At 70.2% G+C, this 13,163-nt stretch carries 14 protein-coding genes; 5 read left to right on the top strand and 9 right to left on the bottom strand.

Features of this window, described 5'->3' with window-relative positions; genetic code table 11:
- Nucleotides 1-44 precede the first annotated feature (44 nt).
- Nucleotides 45-1,019: a DMT family transporter gene (locus Sp245p_RS13800; protein ID WP_014239301.1), complete on the top strand. Its 975-nt coding sequence runs from the start codon at nucleotides 45-47 to the stop codon at nucleotides 1,017-1,019.
- A gap of 71 nt (nucleotides 1,020-1,090) precedes the next feature.
- On the opposite strand, the gene Sp245p_RS13795 is transcribed toward Sp245p_RS13800, so the two are convergent.
- A complete protein-coding gene (locus Sp245p_RS13795; protein ID WP_014239303.1) occupies nucleotides 1,091-1,675 on the bottom strand; it encodes an ActR/PrrA/RegA family redox response regulator transcription factor in 585 nt (194 codons plus the stop codon).
- Nucleotides 1,676-1,689: 14 nt separating this feature from the next.
- A complete protein-coding gene (locus Sp245p_RS13790) occupies nucleotides 1,690-3,030 on the bottom strand; it encodes an ActS/PrrB/RegB family redox-sensitive histidine kinase (RefSeq protein ID WP_014239304.1) in 1,341 nt (446 codons plus the stop codon).
- A gap of 109 nt (nucleotides 3,031-3,139) precedes the next feature.
- On the opposite strand from Sp245p_RS13790, the gene Sp245p_RS13785 reads away from it, so the two are divergent.
- The 3 genes from Sp245p_RS13785 (at nucleotide 3,140) to Sp245p_RS13775 (ending at nucleotide 5,971) form a co-directional block, all read left to right on the top strand.
- Nucleotides 3,140-3,940: an ABC transporter ATP-binding protein gene (locus Sp245p_RS13785; RefSeq protein ID WP_014239305.1), complete on the top strand. Its 801-nt coding sequence runs from the start codon at nucleotides 3,140-3,142 to the stop codon at nucleotides 3,938-3,940.
- Nucleotides 3,927-4,763, top strand: a complete 837-nt coding sequence (locus Sp245p_RS13780; RefSeq protein ID WP_051657739.1) for an ABC transporter permease — start codon at nucleotides 3,927-3,929, stop codon at nucleotides 4,761-4,763. Before Sp245p_RS13785 ends, Sp245p_RS13780 begins: the two co-directional genes overlap by 14 nt.
- Nucleotides 4,764-4,843: 80 nt before the next feature.
- A complete protein-coding gene (locus Sp245p_RS13775; RefSeq protein ID WP_014239307.1) occupies nucleotides 4,844-5,971 on the top strand; it encodes a UDP-3-O-(3-hydroxymyristoyl)glucosamine N-acyltransferase in 1,128 nt (375 codons plus the stop codon).
- A gap of 153 nt (nucleotides 5,972-6,124) precedes the next feature.
- On the opposite strand, the gene Sp245p_RS13770 is transcribed toward Sp245p_RS13775, so the two are convergent.
- Genes Sp245p_RS13770 through cobS form a run of 3 tightly spaced genes read right to left on the bottom strand, consistent with a single transcriptional unit; the run spans nucleotide 6,125 to nucleotide 8,073 of the window.
- Entirely contained in the window at nucleotides 6,125-6,634 is a 510-nt protein-coding gene (locus Sp245p_RS13770; RefSeq protein ID WP_014239309.1) for a pyridoxamine 5'-phosphate oxidase family protein, read from the bottom strand.
- A 36-nt stretch (nucleotides 6,635-6,670) separates the two neighbouring features.
- Nucleotides 6,671-7,297 carry a histidine phosphatase family protein gene (locus Sp245p_RS13765; RefSeq protein WP_014239310.1) on the bottom strand — a complete coding sequence of 209 codons (627 nt, stop codon included), beginning with the start codon at nucleotides 7,295-7,297 and terminating at the stop codon, nucleotides 6,671-6,673.
- The gene (cobS, locus tag Sp245p_RS13760; RefSeq protein WP_014239311.1) at nucleotides 7,294-8,073 is read right to left on the bottom strand and encodes an adenosylcobinamide-GDP ribazoletransferase; all 780 of its coding nucleotides are present in this window, start codon (nucleotides 8,071-8,073) and stop codon (nucleotides 7,294-7,296) included. Before cobS ends, Sp245p_RS13765 begins: the two co-directional genes overlap by 4 nt.
- Before the next feature lie 174 nt (nucleotides 8,074-8,247).
- Between cobS and cobT the strand changes: the two genes are divergently transcribed.
- Nucleotides 8,248-9,276 (top strand): nicotinate-nucleotide--dimethylbenzimidazole phosphoribosyltransferase, encoded by a 1,029-nt coding sequence (cobT, locus tag Sp245p_RS13755; RefSeq protein WP_014239312.1) that lies wholly within the window; start codon nucleotides 8,248-8,250, stop codon nucleotides 9,274-9,276.
- Nucleotides 9,277-9,422: 146 nt separating this feature from the next.
- Here the strand turns inward: cobT and Sp245p_RS13750 are convergent, their stop codons facing one another.
- The 4 genes from Sp245p_RS13750 to Sp245p_RS13735 form a co-directional block, all read right to left on the bottom strand.
- Nucleotides 9,423-9,992, bottom strand: coding sequence for a hypothetical protein (locus Sp245p_RS13750; RefSeq protein ID WP_014239314.1), 570 nt, complete (start codon nucleotides 9,990-9,992; stop codon nucleotides 9,423-9,425).
- 47 nt (nucleotides 9,993-10,039) lie between these two features.
- Nucleotides 10,040-11,233 carry a succinyl-diaminopimelate desuccinylase gene (gene dapE, locus Sp245p_RS13745; protein ID WP_014239315.1) on the bottom strand — a complete coding sequence of 398 codons (1,194 nt, stop codon included), beginning with the start codon at nucleotides 11,231-11,233 and terminating at the stop codon, nucleotides 10,040-10,042.
- A gap of 19 nt (nucleotides 11,234-11,252) precedes the next feature.
- The gene (gene dapD, locus Sp245p_RS13740; RefSeq protein WP_014239316.1) at nucleotides 11,253-12,095 is read right to left on the bottom strand and encodes a 2,3,4,5-tetrahydropyridine-2,6-dicarboxylate N-succinyltransferase; all 843 of its coding nucleotides are present in this window, start codon (nucleotides 12,093-12,095) and stop codon (nucleotides 11,253-11,255) included.
- A gap of 137 nt (nucleotides 12,096-12,232) precedes the next feature.
- On the bottom strand, nucleotides 12,233-12,904 hold the full coding sequence (locus tag Sp245p_RS13735; protein ID WP_372441578.1) for a pyrimidine 5'-nucleotidase: 672 nt from the start codon (nucleotides 12,902-12,904) through the stop codon (nucleotides 12,233-12,235).
- Nucleotides 12,905-13,163 lie beyond the last annotated feature (259 nt).

Genomic DNA, 13,163 nt, shown 5'->3' with positions numbered 1-13,163 from the left:
CATGCCATCCTCGCTTCGTAAACCAGAGAGGGTTGGGAGCAGGGATGGGCGCGACGTGGTTGGGGATCGCCTGCGGCATCGGCGCGGGGGCCTTGTGGGGGCTGGTCTTCCTCGCCCCGGAACTGGCCTCGGCCTTCACGCCGCTCCAGCTCGCCGCCGGGCGTTATCTCGCCTACGGCCTGTTCGCCGTCCTGCTCGTGCTGCCGCGCTGGCGAGCCCTGCGCGCCGGGCTCGGCCTGCGGGAGTGGTGGGCGCTGGCCTGGCTGAGCCTGCTCGGCAACATCCTCTACTACGCTTTGCTGGCCACCGCCGTGCAAATGGGCGGGATGGCGATGACCTCGCTGGTCATCGGCTTCCTGCCGGTCGCGGTCACCGTCATCGGCAGCCGGGACCATGGGGCGGTTCCCGTCCGGAAGCTCGTGCCGTCGCTGCTGCTCGGCGCGGCCGGCATCCTGTGCATCGGCTGGCAATCGGTGGGCGGCGTGTTGGGCGGCGTATCGGGCGATGGCCGGACGGGGATGCCGATGGCCGAATTGACCGGCCTGCTCTGCGCGGTTGGCGCGCTCGTCTCCTGGACGGTCTACGCCGTGGGCAACAGCCGTTGGCTCGCCCGGCTCGGCCACGTCTCGGCGCATGACTGGAGCCTGCTGACCGGAGTGATGACCGGCGCGCAGGCGCTGCTGCTCGCGGTTCCCGCCTTCCTGTTCGCCCAAGGCGGCCACGCCGCCGGGGAATGGCTGCGCTTCGCCGCCGTGGTGACCGGCTTGGCCATCCTCGCCTCGATCGTCGGCAACGCCCTCTGGAACCGGATGAGCCGGCTGCTGCCGCTGACCCTGGTCGGGCAGATGATCCTGTTCGAGACTCTGTTCGCTCTGCTCTACGGCTTTCTCTGGGAGCAGCGGCTGCCGACGGGGATGGAGCTTGCCGCCCTGGTCTGCGTGACCGGCAGCGTTCTGTCCTGCGTCGCGGCCCACCGCCCGAAGCCGCCGGAGACCGCGCGGCAGCCGGCTCCGGCGTAAGGAGAGCCTGAAATGAAAGCGCCCCCTCACCGGTATGGAGAGGGGGCGTTGTCGTGTCGAAAGGAGAAGGATCAGCCGCGCGGGGCGTGCTTGTTCAGGATGCGCTGCAGGGTGCGGCGGTGCATCTTCAGCCGGCGGGCGGTTTCGGAGACGTTGCGGTCGCACTGCTCGAACACGCGCTGGATGTGCTCCCACCGCACGCGGTCGGCGGACATCGGGTTTTCCGGCGGGGAGGGCAGCGGGCGGCCGTCGGCCAGCAGGGCGGATTCCACGGCGTCGGCGTCCGCCGGCTTCGGCAGATAGTCCACCGCGCCGGCCTTCACCGCGGCGACCGCCGTGGCGATGTTGCCGTAGCCGGTCAGCATGACGATGCGGGCGTCGGGGCGGGCGTCGCGCAGGGTCTTGACCACGTCCAGGCCGCTGCCGTCGGCCAGCCGCAGGTCGACCACCGCGAAGGCCGGCGCCGATTCCTGGGCCACGTCGATGCCGAGCTGCACGCTGTCCACGGCGACCACGTTGAAACCGCGCTTTTCCATGGCGCGCGCGAGGCGGGTTCGGAAAGGCGCGTCGTCGTCGACGATGAGGAGGCTGCGGGTAACGTCACCCGTGAACGTCAGCTTGGCGGTTTCGCCCGTTGGACTCTCGTCCGTGGTCATCGCGCTATCCACCACTAGTCCTCTGGTTCTAAGACACCACGGTCCCAACGTACGACAACTCGCGCGCCGCCGCTACGGTTATTGCTAAAGGCTACAAGGGCACCCGTTTTCTCTAGCAGCGTTTGTGCAATAAAGATTCCCAGACCCATATGGCCCGACCGCTCGCTTCTTGCCGACAGGTAGGGTTCGCCGATGCGGCTCAGCAGATGGGCGGGATAGCCCGGCCCGTCGTCCATCACCACCACCGTCGCGGACCGGGCGTCCCAGGAGGCGGCGACCGTCACCCGCCCGTCGGCGAACTGGTGGGCGTTCTGGATGAAGTTGCCCAGGCCATGGATGATCTCCGGGCTGCGGCGGACGATCGGCTCCTCCCCCACGGAGCCGTCGCTGCGCTCGACCGTGAACTGGATGTGGCCCAGCCGGTGCGGCGCGCCCGCCGCCTCCACCAGCGCGGTCAGGGGCAGCCGCTCGAACGGGTCGCCGCCATCGGCCTCCGGCTTGCGGGCCAGCTCCGCCAGGATCTCGCGGCAGCGCATCACCTGGCTTTGCAGCAGGGCGACGTCCTCGGTGAAGGGGCTGTCCGGCGGCATGTCGTGCAGCAGCTCCTTCGCCACCACCGCGATGGTGCCCAGCGGCGAGCCCAGCTCGTGCGCGGCGGCGGCGGCCAGCGCGCCCAGCGAGGACAGCCGCTGCTCGCGCGCCAGCGCCACCTGCGAGGCCGACAGGGCGTTGGCGAAGCGCCGCGCTTCCTCGGCCACGCGGAAGACGTACCCGCTGATGAAGCCGGCCGACACCGACAGCGACAGCCAGATGCCGAAGGCGTAGAGCGGGGCGACCGAGGGCATCGGCTCCGGCCAGGGCAGCGGGAAGTGCCACATCGCCAGCACGGTCAGGCAGACGAGGTTGAGCCCGGTCAGCAGGACCACGCTGTAGCGCGACAGGATCGCCGCGGCCACCGTCATCGGGGCGAGCAGCAGGATCGCGAAGGGGTTGGCGAGGCCGCCGGTCAGATAGAGCAGCAGCGTGAGCTGCAGCATGTCGTAGCCGAGGTAGAGCGCCGCGTCCCGGTCGGCCAGCCGCAGCCGCCCGCCGCGCTGGGCCATCGCCACGAGGTTCAGCAGGACCGAGGCCCCGATGGCCGCCAGCACCGGCCCCAGCGGCAATGGGAAGCCCATGACGAGCTGCACCGTCGCCACGGTGGCGAGCTGTCCGATCACGGCGATCCAGCGGATCAGGATCAGGGTGCGCAGCGTGACGCGCCCGTCCAGGTTGGTCCACTGGGCCGGACCCGGCCGGCCGGCGTGCGTCATGGCGTGGCGAAGGGAGGTGGCGGCGGTTGCGGAACCGACGGTCATGGGGGCGGACTTTCCGGCAAGGCCGCTCTTCCCGCGGCGTCACATCGAATGGCTGGGTGCTGTTTTGCCACTCTGGCGTTTGCGCGCCAAGCGGCCATATTCTCCGCCTATGGATCAATGCGCAAAACAGCACGCCATCCGGGCCGTGAACCTGACCAAACGCTACGGCACCGCCCGGTCCGGCGAGGTCACCGCCGTGGACGGCATCTCCTTCACCGTCGCGGCGGGGTCGGTCACCGGGCTTCTCGGCGGCAACGGGGCCGGCAAGACGACGACCATCTCCATGCTGCTCGGGCTGCTGCTGCCGACCTCCGGCACGGTCGAGGTGCTGGGCGTGGACATGGTGCGCCATCGCCACGCGGCGCTGCCCCGCATGAACTTCTCGTCCCCCTATGTCGAGCTGCCGCACCGGCTGACCGTGCGGGAGAACCTGACCGTCTACGGCCATCTCTACGGCCTGAAGGGAGTGAAACGGCGGGTCGAAGAGCTGGCCGAGCATCTGGAGCTGACCCGCTTCCTCGAACGCCCCTCCGGCGGGCTGTCGGCGGGGCAGAAGACGCGGGTGGCGTTGGCCAAGGCGCTGCTCAACCGGCCGGAGCTTCTGCTGCTGGACGAGCCGACCGCCTCGCTCGACCCCGACACCGCGGACTGGATCCGCACCTATCTGGAGCGCTACCGCCTGGAGTCGGGGGCCACCATCCTGCTCGCCTCCCACAACATGCTGGAGGTGGAGCGGATGTGCGACGAGGTGCTGATGATGCGCCAGGGGCGGATCGTCGACCGCGGGTCGCCGGCCGGGCTGCTGGCGCGCTACGGCCGCACCTCGCTGGAGGACGTGTTCCTCGACATCGCCCGCGACCGCGCCGGCGCGGAGAACGCCAGTCGGGAGGCCGCCGATGCTGCCGAGTGACGCCGCTGCGATGGTTCACCCGAATCCGGCCTTCTCGCTGCGCCGGGTCGGGGCGATGGTGCTGCGTTACTGGTATCTGCTGCGCGGCTCCTGGCCGCGCTTCCTGGAGCTGGCCTACTGGCCGACCATGCAGATGATCCTGTGGGGCTACATCAACCAGTTCATGGCCTCCTCCAGCGCCTGGGTGGCGCAGGGGGCGGGGGTGTTGGTCAGCGCAGTGCTGCTGTGGGACGTGCTGTTCCGCGGGCAGCTCGGCGTGTCGGTGTCCTTCCTGGAGGAGATGTGGTCGCGCAACCTCGGCCACCTCTTCGTCAGCCCGCTGCGCCCCGGCGAATGGGTGGCGGCGCTGTTCGGGATGAGCCTGATCCGCACCGTCATCGGCGTCGTGCCGGCGGCGCTGCTGGCGATTCCGCTGTTCGGCTACTCGCTGTTCGACCTCGGGCTGCCGCTGGCCGGCTTCTTTGCCAACCTGATCGTCTTCGGCTGGTCGCTGGGGCTGGTCATCGTGGCGCTGATCCTGCGCTACGGCATGGGGGCGGAAGGGCTGGCCTGGATCGTCGTCTTCATGCTGGCCCCGGTCAGCGCCGTCTACTACCCGGTCAGCGTCCTGCCGGGCTGGCTGCAATGGGTGGCCCTGTCGCTGCCCTCCGCCCACGTCTTCGAGGGGATGCGCGCCATCCTGTTCGACGGCACGATGCGCTGGGACCATCTGGCCTGGGCGGTGGGGTTGAACGCGCTGTTCATGGGGCTGTGCACGGCGGCTTTCCTCTATTCCTTCCATCAGGCGCGGGTGCGCGGGGCGCTGCTGCAGACCGGGGAATGACAAAAAGCGCCGGCCCTCGCCAGCACCGGCCCGCCGTGCTAGCGTCCCGGCCACTTCGGACCGACAGCCAGAGCCCAGCCATGACTCCCGTTTCCCCCGCCGCCCCGGTCACCCTCGCCGAGATCGCCGCCGCCCTGGGCGCGGCGCTGGAGGGCGACGGCACCCTGCAAATCTCCCGCGCCGTCCATCCGTCGGAGGCCGAGGGGCCGGAGGATCTGGCGCTCGCCATGGAAAAGGGCCTGACGGAGCTGCTGGCCAACGGCAAGGCCGTCGCCGCCGTGATCGCGGAGGGGGCGGAGGTGCCGGCCAATCTGAAGGGCTGGATCGTCGTGAAGCGCCCGCGCTTCGCCATGGCCGGCCTGACCACCGTCTTCGAGAAGCCGGTCCACGCTGAGCCGGGGGTCCACCCCGCCGCCTTCGTGGCGCCGGAGGCCATCCTGGGCGCGGGCGTCTCGGTCGGTCCCTTCGCCTATGTCGGGCCGAGGGCGGTGCTGGGCGCGGGCGTGATCGTCATGCCCCACGCCACGGTCGGGGCGGAGGCGGTGATCGGCAAGGACTGCCTGCTGCACCCCGGCGCCCGCATCGGCGAGCGGGTGGTGATGGGCGAGCGCTGCATCATCCACCCCAACGCCGCGGTCGGCAACGACGGCTTCAGCTTCGTGACGCCCGAGCCGGGCAGCGTCGAATCGGCCAAGGCGACGGGCAAGGTGGTCGGCACCAACGTGCTGATTCACCGGGTGAACTCCATCGGCACGGTGATCCTCGGCGACGATGTGGAGGTCGGGGCGAACGCCACCATCGACCGTGGCACCATCACGGCGACCCGCATCGGCTCCGGCACCAAGATCGACAACCTCGTGCAGATCGGCCACAACGTGCAGATCGGCACCAATTGCATGCTGTGCGGCCATGTCGGCATCGCCGGCAGCACGACCATCGGCGACCGCGTGGTGCTGGCCGGCAAGGTCGGCGTGGCCGACCATGTGAAGATCGGCAACGACGCGGTGGTGGCGGCGAACTCCGGCGTGGGGACGGACATCCCGGCGAAGGCCGTCTACATGGGCTACCCGGCGGTGCCGCGCGACCGCGCCTTCGACCAGTACAAGGGGCTGGCCCGGCTGAAGCGGATGCACGCGGATGTAACCGACCTGAAGAAGCGGGTCGGGGCGCTGGATGGCGGCGGGAAGCCGGCGGTCGAGGAGAAGTGAGGGAGCACTTGCCCCCACCCTGACCCTCCCCCGCTGGGCGGGGGAGGGAAGAGGTTCGCGGGAGATGACTCCCTCCCCTGCCCAGCGGGGGAGGGAAGGGGCCCATGCGAAGTATGGGAAGGGTGGGGGCAAACCCTGCCCCCTGTGATGCTCCTACTGGAACGCGATCTTCGCGTGATCGCCCGGCTTCGGCGGCTCGCCGGTGATCTTCGCCTTGACATAGCCGTAGGCGTAGACCATCGCGCTCGATGGGCTGTCCCAATATTCGGCCTGATCGACGCTGACCTTCAGCAGCGCGAGGTCGGGGTCGTCCACCCCCTGCGGGAACCAGGTGGACAGGATGTCCCGCCACAGGAAGCGGATCTTGTCGCGGTCGCGCACCGTCTCCGCCACACCGGACACCGACACGTAATCCTGCTTGTCGGGGTCGGCGTAGGACAGGTTGACGCGCCAGTGCGTCTTCAGTTCATGGACCTTCGGTGAGTCAGCCCGCGTAAAGAACCACAAGGTTCCATCGTCGAATCCCGCGTGCGGCAGGGTGGCCATCGGGCGGGAGTGCAAAATGCCGTTCTCATCCAGCGTCGTCATCATGCAGATGCGGACGCCCTTGATCATGCCCCAGAGCTTCTCGGCGGCCTCGCGATCGTCAGCGCTTCTTGCCATGGTCTGACCCTCTATTGGTAGCCCAACGGAGTCCGGTCAACGCCCGCTGCCTGGAAAGGTTCCGAGCGCGTTCAGGGCCGCGACCGACCACGAACCGCCTTCGTCGCTGCCGTAATGGTCGATCCGCGACAGCGAGAGCGGCGCCACCGCCAGCCGCAGCGCCGCCTGCGGCGTCAGGTCCAGGGCGAGCGCCAGCGCCGCGCGGATCGACCCACCATGGATCACCGCCACGATGTCGCGCCCGGCGTAGAGGTCGGTCAGCCGGGCGACGGCGCCGGCCACCCGCTCCATCACCGCCTTAAAGCTCTCGCCGTCCGGCGGGGCCTTCGCCGCCGGGTCGCTCCAGAAGCGGCGGGCCTCCTCGGGATGCAGCTCCGCCACGGCGTCGTGGGACAGCCCTTCCCAGCGGCCGAAATCCTGTTCGGCCAGCGCCCGCTCGACCAGCGCCATGTCGCTGCCGGGCAGCCGCAGCGCCGCCGCCGTCTGCCGGGTGCGGCGCAGATGCGAGGTCACCCAGACCGCCTGCGCGGGCAGCCGCGCCGCCAGCGCCGCCAGCGCGTCGGAATCGCCGGTGTCGGCGGCGGGATCGCTCCGTCCGTAGATCGCGTTTCCCGGATTCGGGACGGGAGCGTGGCGGATGAGCCACCAGCGAGTGTTTTTCATGCAACAGTCGCGGCCAGGGTGAGCAGAACGGCGGCCTCCGCCACCTGCTGGGCGGCGCCGAAGACGTCGCCGGTGTGGCCGCCGATCTGCCGCCGCGCCTGCCACGCCACCGCCAGGACGGCCAACGTGGCGACAACGACTGCGGCAGCGGCCAGCCCCTTCAGCGCCGCCACGGCCACGGCCAACGCCAGGGCGAGCGACAGGGCCACCGTGCCGGGCGACGGGCGTCCCTGCCGGGCGGCGAGGCCGTCGGCGCGGGCCGGAGCCATGAATCGGGCGATCACCGCCATGCCGCCGCGCGACAGGGCGCCCGAGGCGAGCAGGGCGGGGATGACGAGGCTCGGCTCGGCCAGCGCCGCCAGCGCCGAGGCGCGGACGGCGACCGAGAAGACGATGGCGAGCACGCCGTAGCTGCCGACCCGGCTGTCCCGCATGATCTCCAGCTTGCGCGCCTTGTCGCGCCCGCCGCCGAAGCCGTCGGCGACGTCGGCCGCGCCATCCTCGTGCAGGGCGCCGGTCAGCCAGACCATCGCGCCCAGCGCCAGCAGCGCCGCCGGCAGTGGCGGCAGATGGGCCATCGCGGCCAGCCCGTGGACGGCGCCGCCGAACAGCCCGACCCCGGCGCCGACCAGGGGAAACCAGCCCATGGCGCGGGCGTGGGCGTCCCCGGCCAGCGGGCCGGACAGGCGCAGCGGCAGCCGTGTCAGGAAGACGACGGCCAGCGCCAGATCGGAGGTCCAGCGGGAGAGGGACGGGGCGGGGGAGTCTGCGGGCATGGCGCTTCGGAGTACGGCAAGCCCAGGCCCGCCGCAACGGATAACAGCCCAGCAACGGATGACAGACCGGACGAGAGGCGCTTTGACAGCGGGTCGGGAATGGTCCAAGGTCGCGCCGCTTTTTTCATCGCTTCCCGATCACATCCTCTGCCGTCAGCGCCAGGACCCTTCGCCATGAGCAACACGCAGCCCGCCATCACCTTCGAGGAAATCCGCGCGCTGGTGCGCAACCTGCCGGGGCCGGACCTCGACGCCGGCACGGCGGCCCTCCAACGCGAACGGCAGCTCACCAAGCCGGCGGGCGCGCTCGGCCGGCTGGAGGAGATCGCCCAGTGGATGGCGACGTGGCAGGGCCAGCACCCGGCGGAGGTGCGCCGCCCGCGCGTCGCCGTCTTCGCCGGCAACCACGGCGTCGCCGCCCGCGGCGTCTCGGCCTACCCGGCGGCGGTGACCGCCCAGATGGTCCAGAACTTCCAGAACGGCGGCGCCGCCGTGAATCAGCTCTGCGAGGTGGCCGACGCCGACCTGCGCGTCTACGAGCTGGACCTGGAGACCCCCACCGCCGACTTCACCGAAGGTCCGGCGATGGGCGAGGAGGACTGCTGCCAGGCGATGGCCTACGGCATGATGGCGGTGGAGACGGGCGTCCAGCTTCTGGCGCTCGGCGAGATGGGCATCGGCAACTCCACCGCGGCGGCGGCGCTCTGCCACGCGCTGTTCGGCGGCGAGGCCAAGGACTGGACGGGCCGCGGCACCGGCGTGGACGACGAGGGGCTGGCCCGCAAGGTCGCCGCCGTCGAGGCCGGTCTGGCCGCCAACCCACAGGCCAAGGACGACCCGTTCGAGGCGCTGCGCTGCTTCGGCGGCTATGAGCTGGCGGCCATCGCCGGCGCCATCCTGGCCGCCCGCATGGCGCGGGTGCCGGTGCTGCTCGACGGCTACGCCTGCACGGCGGCGGCGGCGGTGCTGTTCAAGGCCGACCGTCGGGCGCTTGACCATTGCATGGTCGCCCACCGCTCGGTCGAGCCGGGCCACGACCATCTGCTGGCGGCCATCGGCAAGGAGCCGCTGCTCGATCTGGGGATGCGTCTGGGCGAGGGCTCGGGCGCGGCGCTGGCGATCAACATCGTGAAGTCGGCCTGCGCCTGCCACGCCGGCATGGCGACCTTCGCTGACGCGGGCGTCAGCACCCGCGGGGTGTGAGGGGGGGCTTTTGCCCCCACCCACCCGCTTCGCGGGTCCCTCCCTCCCCCGCTACGCAGGGGAGGGCGATTTTGCGAAGCGGCGGCAGTCCCCTCCCCTGCGCAGCGGGGGAGGGTCAGGGTGGGGGCAAGTGCGACCCGCCGCTACTACAGCAGCCCGTCGGCGAAATCGGTGATCAGCGCCGACAGGAACAGGTCGAGCAGCACCAGGACCGCCGCCGCGACGCCGGAGATGTCCAGTGCCGTGCGCATGACGAACCACTGGTAGGTCAGCATCGCCAGCATGATGCCGAACACCAGCCCTTCGGAAATCGGGCCGGGCAGAATCCCCGTGGCGGCCAGGATCACCACCGGCAGATAGATGCTCATCTGCACGACCGACGACCAGTTGTAGGCGCACAGGAAATCGATGTAGCGGCTCTGCCGGTCGAGCAGCCCGCTCACCCCGTGCATGACCACGGGGAAGGCCGTCCAGCTGATGACGTAGGCGATGGCCTCCACCACCACGAGCTGGAACAGCGGCGTGTCCGGCACCTGCCCCCACAGCCGGATCGCCAGCAGCAGCGTCCAGGCCGGGGCGACGATCACCGCGGCGTAGAAGGACTTCCACGCCCCTTCGGGGGTGCGGTCCAGATGCTGCAATCCGGTGGGATCGAACCGGGCCAGGCGATAGGCGCCGAAGACGGAGGAGGCGACGTCCCGGGCGGTCAGCGGCATGTTGCGGTCACCGGAGGGTGGTGGGAACGGGCGGAGGAAGCCTTACGTCAACCGATCCGGTCGAAGACGTTCCGCAAAACCTCGCCGTAAATGTCGGTCAGGCGGGTCAGGTCGTCCAGCGCGGTGTGCTCGTCCACCTTGTGCATCGTCTGCCCGACGAGGCCGAACTCGACCACCGGGCAAAAATTCTTGATGAATCGGGCGTCCGACGTGCCGCCGGTCGTCGAATATTCGGGACGGCGCCCGGTGACGCGCTCCGCGGCGTCCGCCACCAGTTCGGTCAGCGGGCCGGGCGGGGTCAGGAAGCTGTCGCCCGACACGAAATGGTCCAGTTCGTACGAGCCGCCCACCCCGTCGAGCCGCTCGCGCAGCCACGCCAGCAGCGTGTCGGCGGTGTGCAGGTCGTTGAAGCGGATGTTCAGCGTCGCCTTGCCCTGCGCCGGGATGACGTTGTGCGCCGGGTTGCCGACGTCGATGGTGGTCAGCTCCAGGTTCGACGGCTGGAAATGCGGGGTGCCGGCGTCCAGCGGCTCCGCCGTGATGGCGGTGAGCATGCGGGCCAGCCGGGGCAGCGGGTTGTCGGCCAGATGCGGGTAGGCGACGTGCCCCTGCGCGCCGTGGACGGTCAGGAAGGCGGTCATGCTGCCGCGCCGCCCGATCTTGATCATGTCGCCCAGCGCCTTGGGGTTGGTCGGCTCCCCGACCACGCAGGCGTCGAGCTTTTCACCCTTGGCCTGCAGCCAGTCCAGCACCTTGCGGGTGCCGTTGATGGCGACCCCTTCCTCGTCCCCGGTGATCAGCAGGCTGATCGAGCCCTTGGGCGCGTCCCCCGTTTCTTTGACGGCCTTGACGTGGCGGGCCGCGGCGGCGACGAAGGCGGCAATGGCCCCCTTCATGTCCACCGCACCCCGGCCGTAGAGGCGGCCGTTGTGGATCTCCGCGGCGAAGGGGTCGATGGACCAGCCCTTCAGCTCGCCGGGGGGCACCACGTCGGTGTGCCCGGCGAAGCAGAAGTTCGGCCCCTCCGTGCCCAGACGGGCGTAGAGGTTGTCCACCGGCGCCGTGCCCTCCTCCTCGAACCGCAGGCGGTGGCAGACGAAGCCCAGCGGCGCCAGCGCCGCCTCCAGAACGCCCAGAGCGCCGCCGTCCTCGGGCGTCACGCTGGGGCAGCGGATCAGGGCCTGCGCCACCGCGACGGGATCGCAGGGGTCGAAGGAGGGAGCGGCGGCGGCGGTGCTCATCGTGGCGTCTTCCCCGGCGTCAGTCGCGCAGCAGGTCGTTGATGGAGGTCTTGGCGCGGGTCTGCTCGTCCACGCGCTTCACGATCACGGCGCAATAGAGGCCCGGACCCGGCGTGCCGTCGGGCAGCGGCTTGCCCGGCAGGGTGCCCGGCACCACGACGGAGTAGGCCGGCACGCGGCCGACGAAGACCTCGCCGGTGTTGCGGTCGATGATCTTGGTGGAGGCGCTGATGAAGACGCCCATGGACAGCACGGCGCCGCGCTCCACGATCACGCCCTCGACCACCTCGGAGCGGGCGCCGACGAAGCAATCGTCCTCGATGATGACCGGGTTGGCCTGGAGCGGCTCGAGCACGCCGCCGATGCCGACGCCGCCCGACAGGTGGACGTTCTTGCCGATCTGCGCGCAGGAGCCGACGGTGACCCAGGTGTCCACCATGGTGCCGCTGTCGACATAGGCGCCGACGTTGACGAAGCTGGGCATCAGGATGACGTTCGGCGCGACGTAGGCGGAGCGGCGGACCACCGCGCCCGGAACGGCGCGGAAGCCGGCGGCCTGGAACTGCGCCTCGGACCAGCCTTCGAACTTCGGCGGCACCTTGTCGTACCAGGAGGCGCCGCCCGGCGCGCCGGGGATCGTCTCGTTGGCGTTCAGGCGGAAGGACAGCAGGACCGCCTTCTTCAGCCACTGGTTCACGACCCAGCCGGCGTCCGTCTTCTGCGCGACGCGCAGGTCGCCGGAGTCGAGGCCGGACAGGGCCTCCTCCACGGCGTCGCGAACGGCGCCCTTGGTCGAAACATTCAGGGTGTCGCGGGTTTCCCACGCGGCGTTGACGGCGGATTCGAGGCTGGCGTGGCTCATGGCGGCATTCGCTGGGCTGTCTGTTCGAGGGTTCGGAACATGGGCCGGGCCGCGCCGCCTTGTCAACGTTGCCTTGTCAACGTTGCCTTGTTCTTAAAGGGTTTCCACGGGGGAGGGAGGGGCCTTGCGGCCGCCGCTCAGCCCGCGATCTCCTCCAGCCACGCCGGCAGATCGTCCACCGTGTGGTCGATGTGGCTGCCGGTGCCGACTCCGCCCTCGTCGGGGCGGGCCCAGTCGGCTTCGCTGCGCACCCACACCGTCGTCATGCCCAGGGCGTGGGCGGGGACGAGGTTGCGGGCGATGTCCTCCACCATGCAGGCGCGGGCGGGGTCGATGTCGTAGTGATCCACCAGGATGTCGTAGGGGCGCGGGTCGGGCTTGGGCACATAGCCAGCCTCGACGATGCCGAAGGTCGCCTCGAAGCAGCCGTCGATGCCCAGTTGCCGCGTCACGTTCTCGGCGTGACGGACGGAGCCGTTGGTGTAGATGATCTTGCGCCCCGGCAGCCGGTTCAGCGCGCCCGCCATGCTGGGGCAGGGGGCCACCGGGCTGACATCGATGTCGTGGACGTAATCCAGGAAGGGCACCGGATCGACGTCGTGCTCCACCATCAGGCCGCGCAGCGTCGTCCCGTGCTCCCGGAAGAAGCGCTTCTGCATGACGCGCGCCTCGTCGTAGGTGATGCCGAAATGCCCGGCGATGAAATCGCCGATGCGCCGGTCCACCTGGGCGAACAGGTTGCAGGAGGCGGGATAGAGGGTGTTGTCGAGGTCGAAGATCCAGACCCCGGTGTCGCGAAGGGAAGCCATCATGGCCTGAACAATGGGGCTTCGCCGGTCCGCCCGCAAGCCGCTTCGCCGCATGGCCCGTTTCCGCTCCGGAGCGGCGGTGCTTTCAATGAGTGGTTGCGTATGGCAGGTGCCCGGACCGCCTGAAGAAAGATTCGGCGAAGAAACGCATTTTTCCGGTATACTCCGCCCCGCGCAGTCTCAGGTTCGCACCGTGTCCGCAGACCCAATGTCCGAAGTTCCGCCGGCCAACCCGCCCGGCGCCATCCTTACCCCCACG

It is taken from the genome of Azospirillum baldaniorum, assembly GCF_003119195.2.
Classification (GTDB): Bacteria; Pseudomonadota; Alphaproteobacteria; order Azospirillales; family Azospirillaceae; genus Azospirillum; species Azospirillum baldaniorum.
The sequence above is the reverse complement of the archived record's forward strand: the minus strand, read 5'-3'. Positions and strand labels throughout refer to the sequence as shown.

Excerpts from the sequence above, each read along its gene's own strand:
- Sp245p_RS13800 (WP_014239301.1), top strand. The coding sequence starts at position 45 with ATGGGCGCGACGTGGTTGGGGATCGCCTGCGGCATCGGCGCGGGGGCC.
- Sp245p_RS13795 (WP_014239303.1), bottom strand. The coding sequence starts at position 1,675 with ATGACCACGGACGAGAGTCCAACGGGCGAAACCGCCAAGCTGACGTTC.
- Sp245p_RS13790 (WP_014239304.1), bottom strand. The coding sequence starts at position 3,030 with ATGACCGTCGGTTCCGCAACCGCCGCCACCTCCCTTCGCCACGCCATG.
- Sp245p_RS13785 (WP_014239305.1), top strand. The coding sequence starts at position 3,140 with ATGGATCAATGCGCAAAACAGCACGCCATCCGGGCCGTGAACCTGACC.
- Sp245p_RS13780 (WP_051657739.1), top strand. The coding sequence starts at position 3,927 with ATGCTGCCGAGTGACGCCGCTGCGATGGTTCACCCGAATCCGGCCTTC.
- Sp245p_RS13775 (WP_014239307.1), top strand. The coding sequence starts at position 4,844 with ATGACTCCCGTTTCCCCCGCCGCCCCGGTCACCCTCGCCGAGATCGCC.
- Sp245p_RS13770 (WP_014239309.1), bottom strand. The coding sequence starts at position 6,634 with ATGGCAAGAAGCGCTGACGATCGCGAGGCCGCCGAGAAGCTCTGGGGC.
- Sp245p_RS13765 (WP_014239310.1), bottom strand. The coding sequence starts at position 7,297 with ATGAAAAACACTCGCTGGTGGCTCATCCGCCACGCTCCCGTCCCGAAT.
- cobS (WP_014239311.1), bottom strand. The coding sequence starts at position 8,073 with ATGCCCGCAGACTCCCCCGCCCCGTCCCTCTCCCGCTGGACCTCCGAT.
- cobT (WP_014239312.1), top strand. The coding sequence starts at position 8,248 with ATGAGCAACACGCAGCCCGCCATCACCTTCGAGGAAATCCGCGCGCTG.
- Sp245p_RS13750 (WP_014239314.1), bottom strand. The coding sequence starts at position 9,992 with ATGCCGCTGACCGCCCGGGACGTCGCCTCCTCCGTCTTCGGCGCCTAT.
- dapE (WP_014239315.1), bottom strand. The coding sequence starts at position 11,233 with ATGAGCACCGCCGCCGCCGCTCCCTCCTTCGACCCCTGCGATCCCGTC.
- dapD (WP_014239316.1), bottom strand. The coding sequence starts at position 12,095 with ATGAGCCACGCCAGCCTCGAATCCGCCGTCAACGCCGCGTGGGAAACC.
- Sp245p_RS13735 (WP_372441578.1), bottom strand. The coding sequence starts at position 12,904 with ATGGCTTCCCTTCGCGACACCGGGGTCTGGATCTTCGACCTCGACAAC.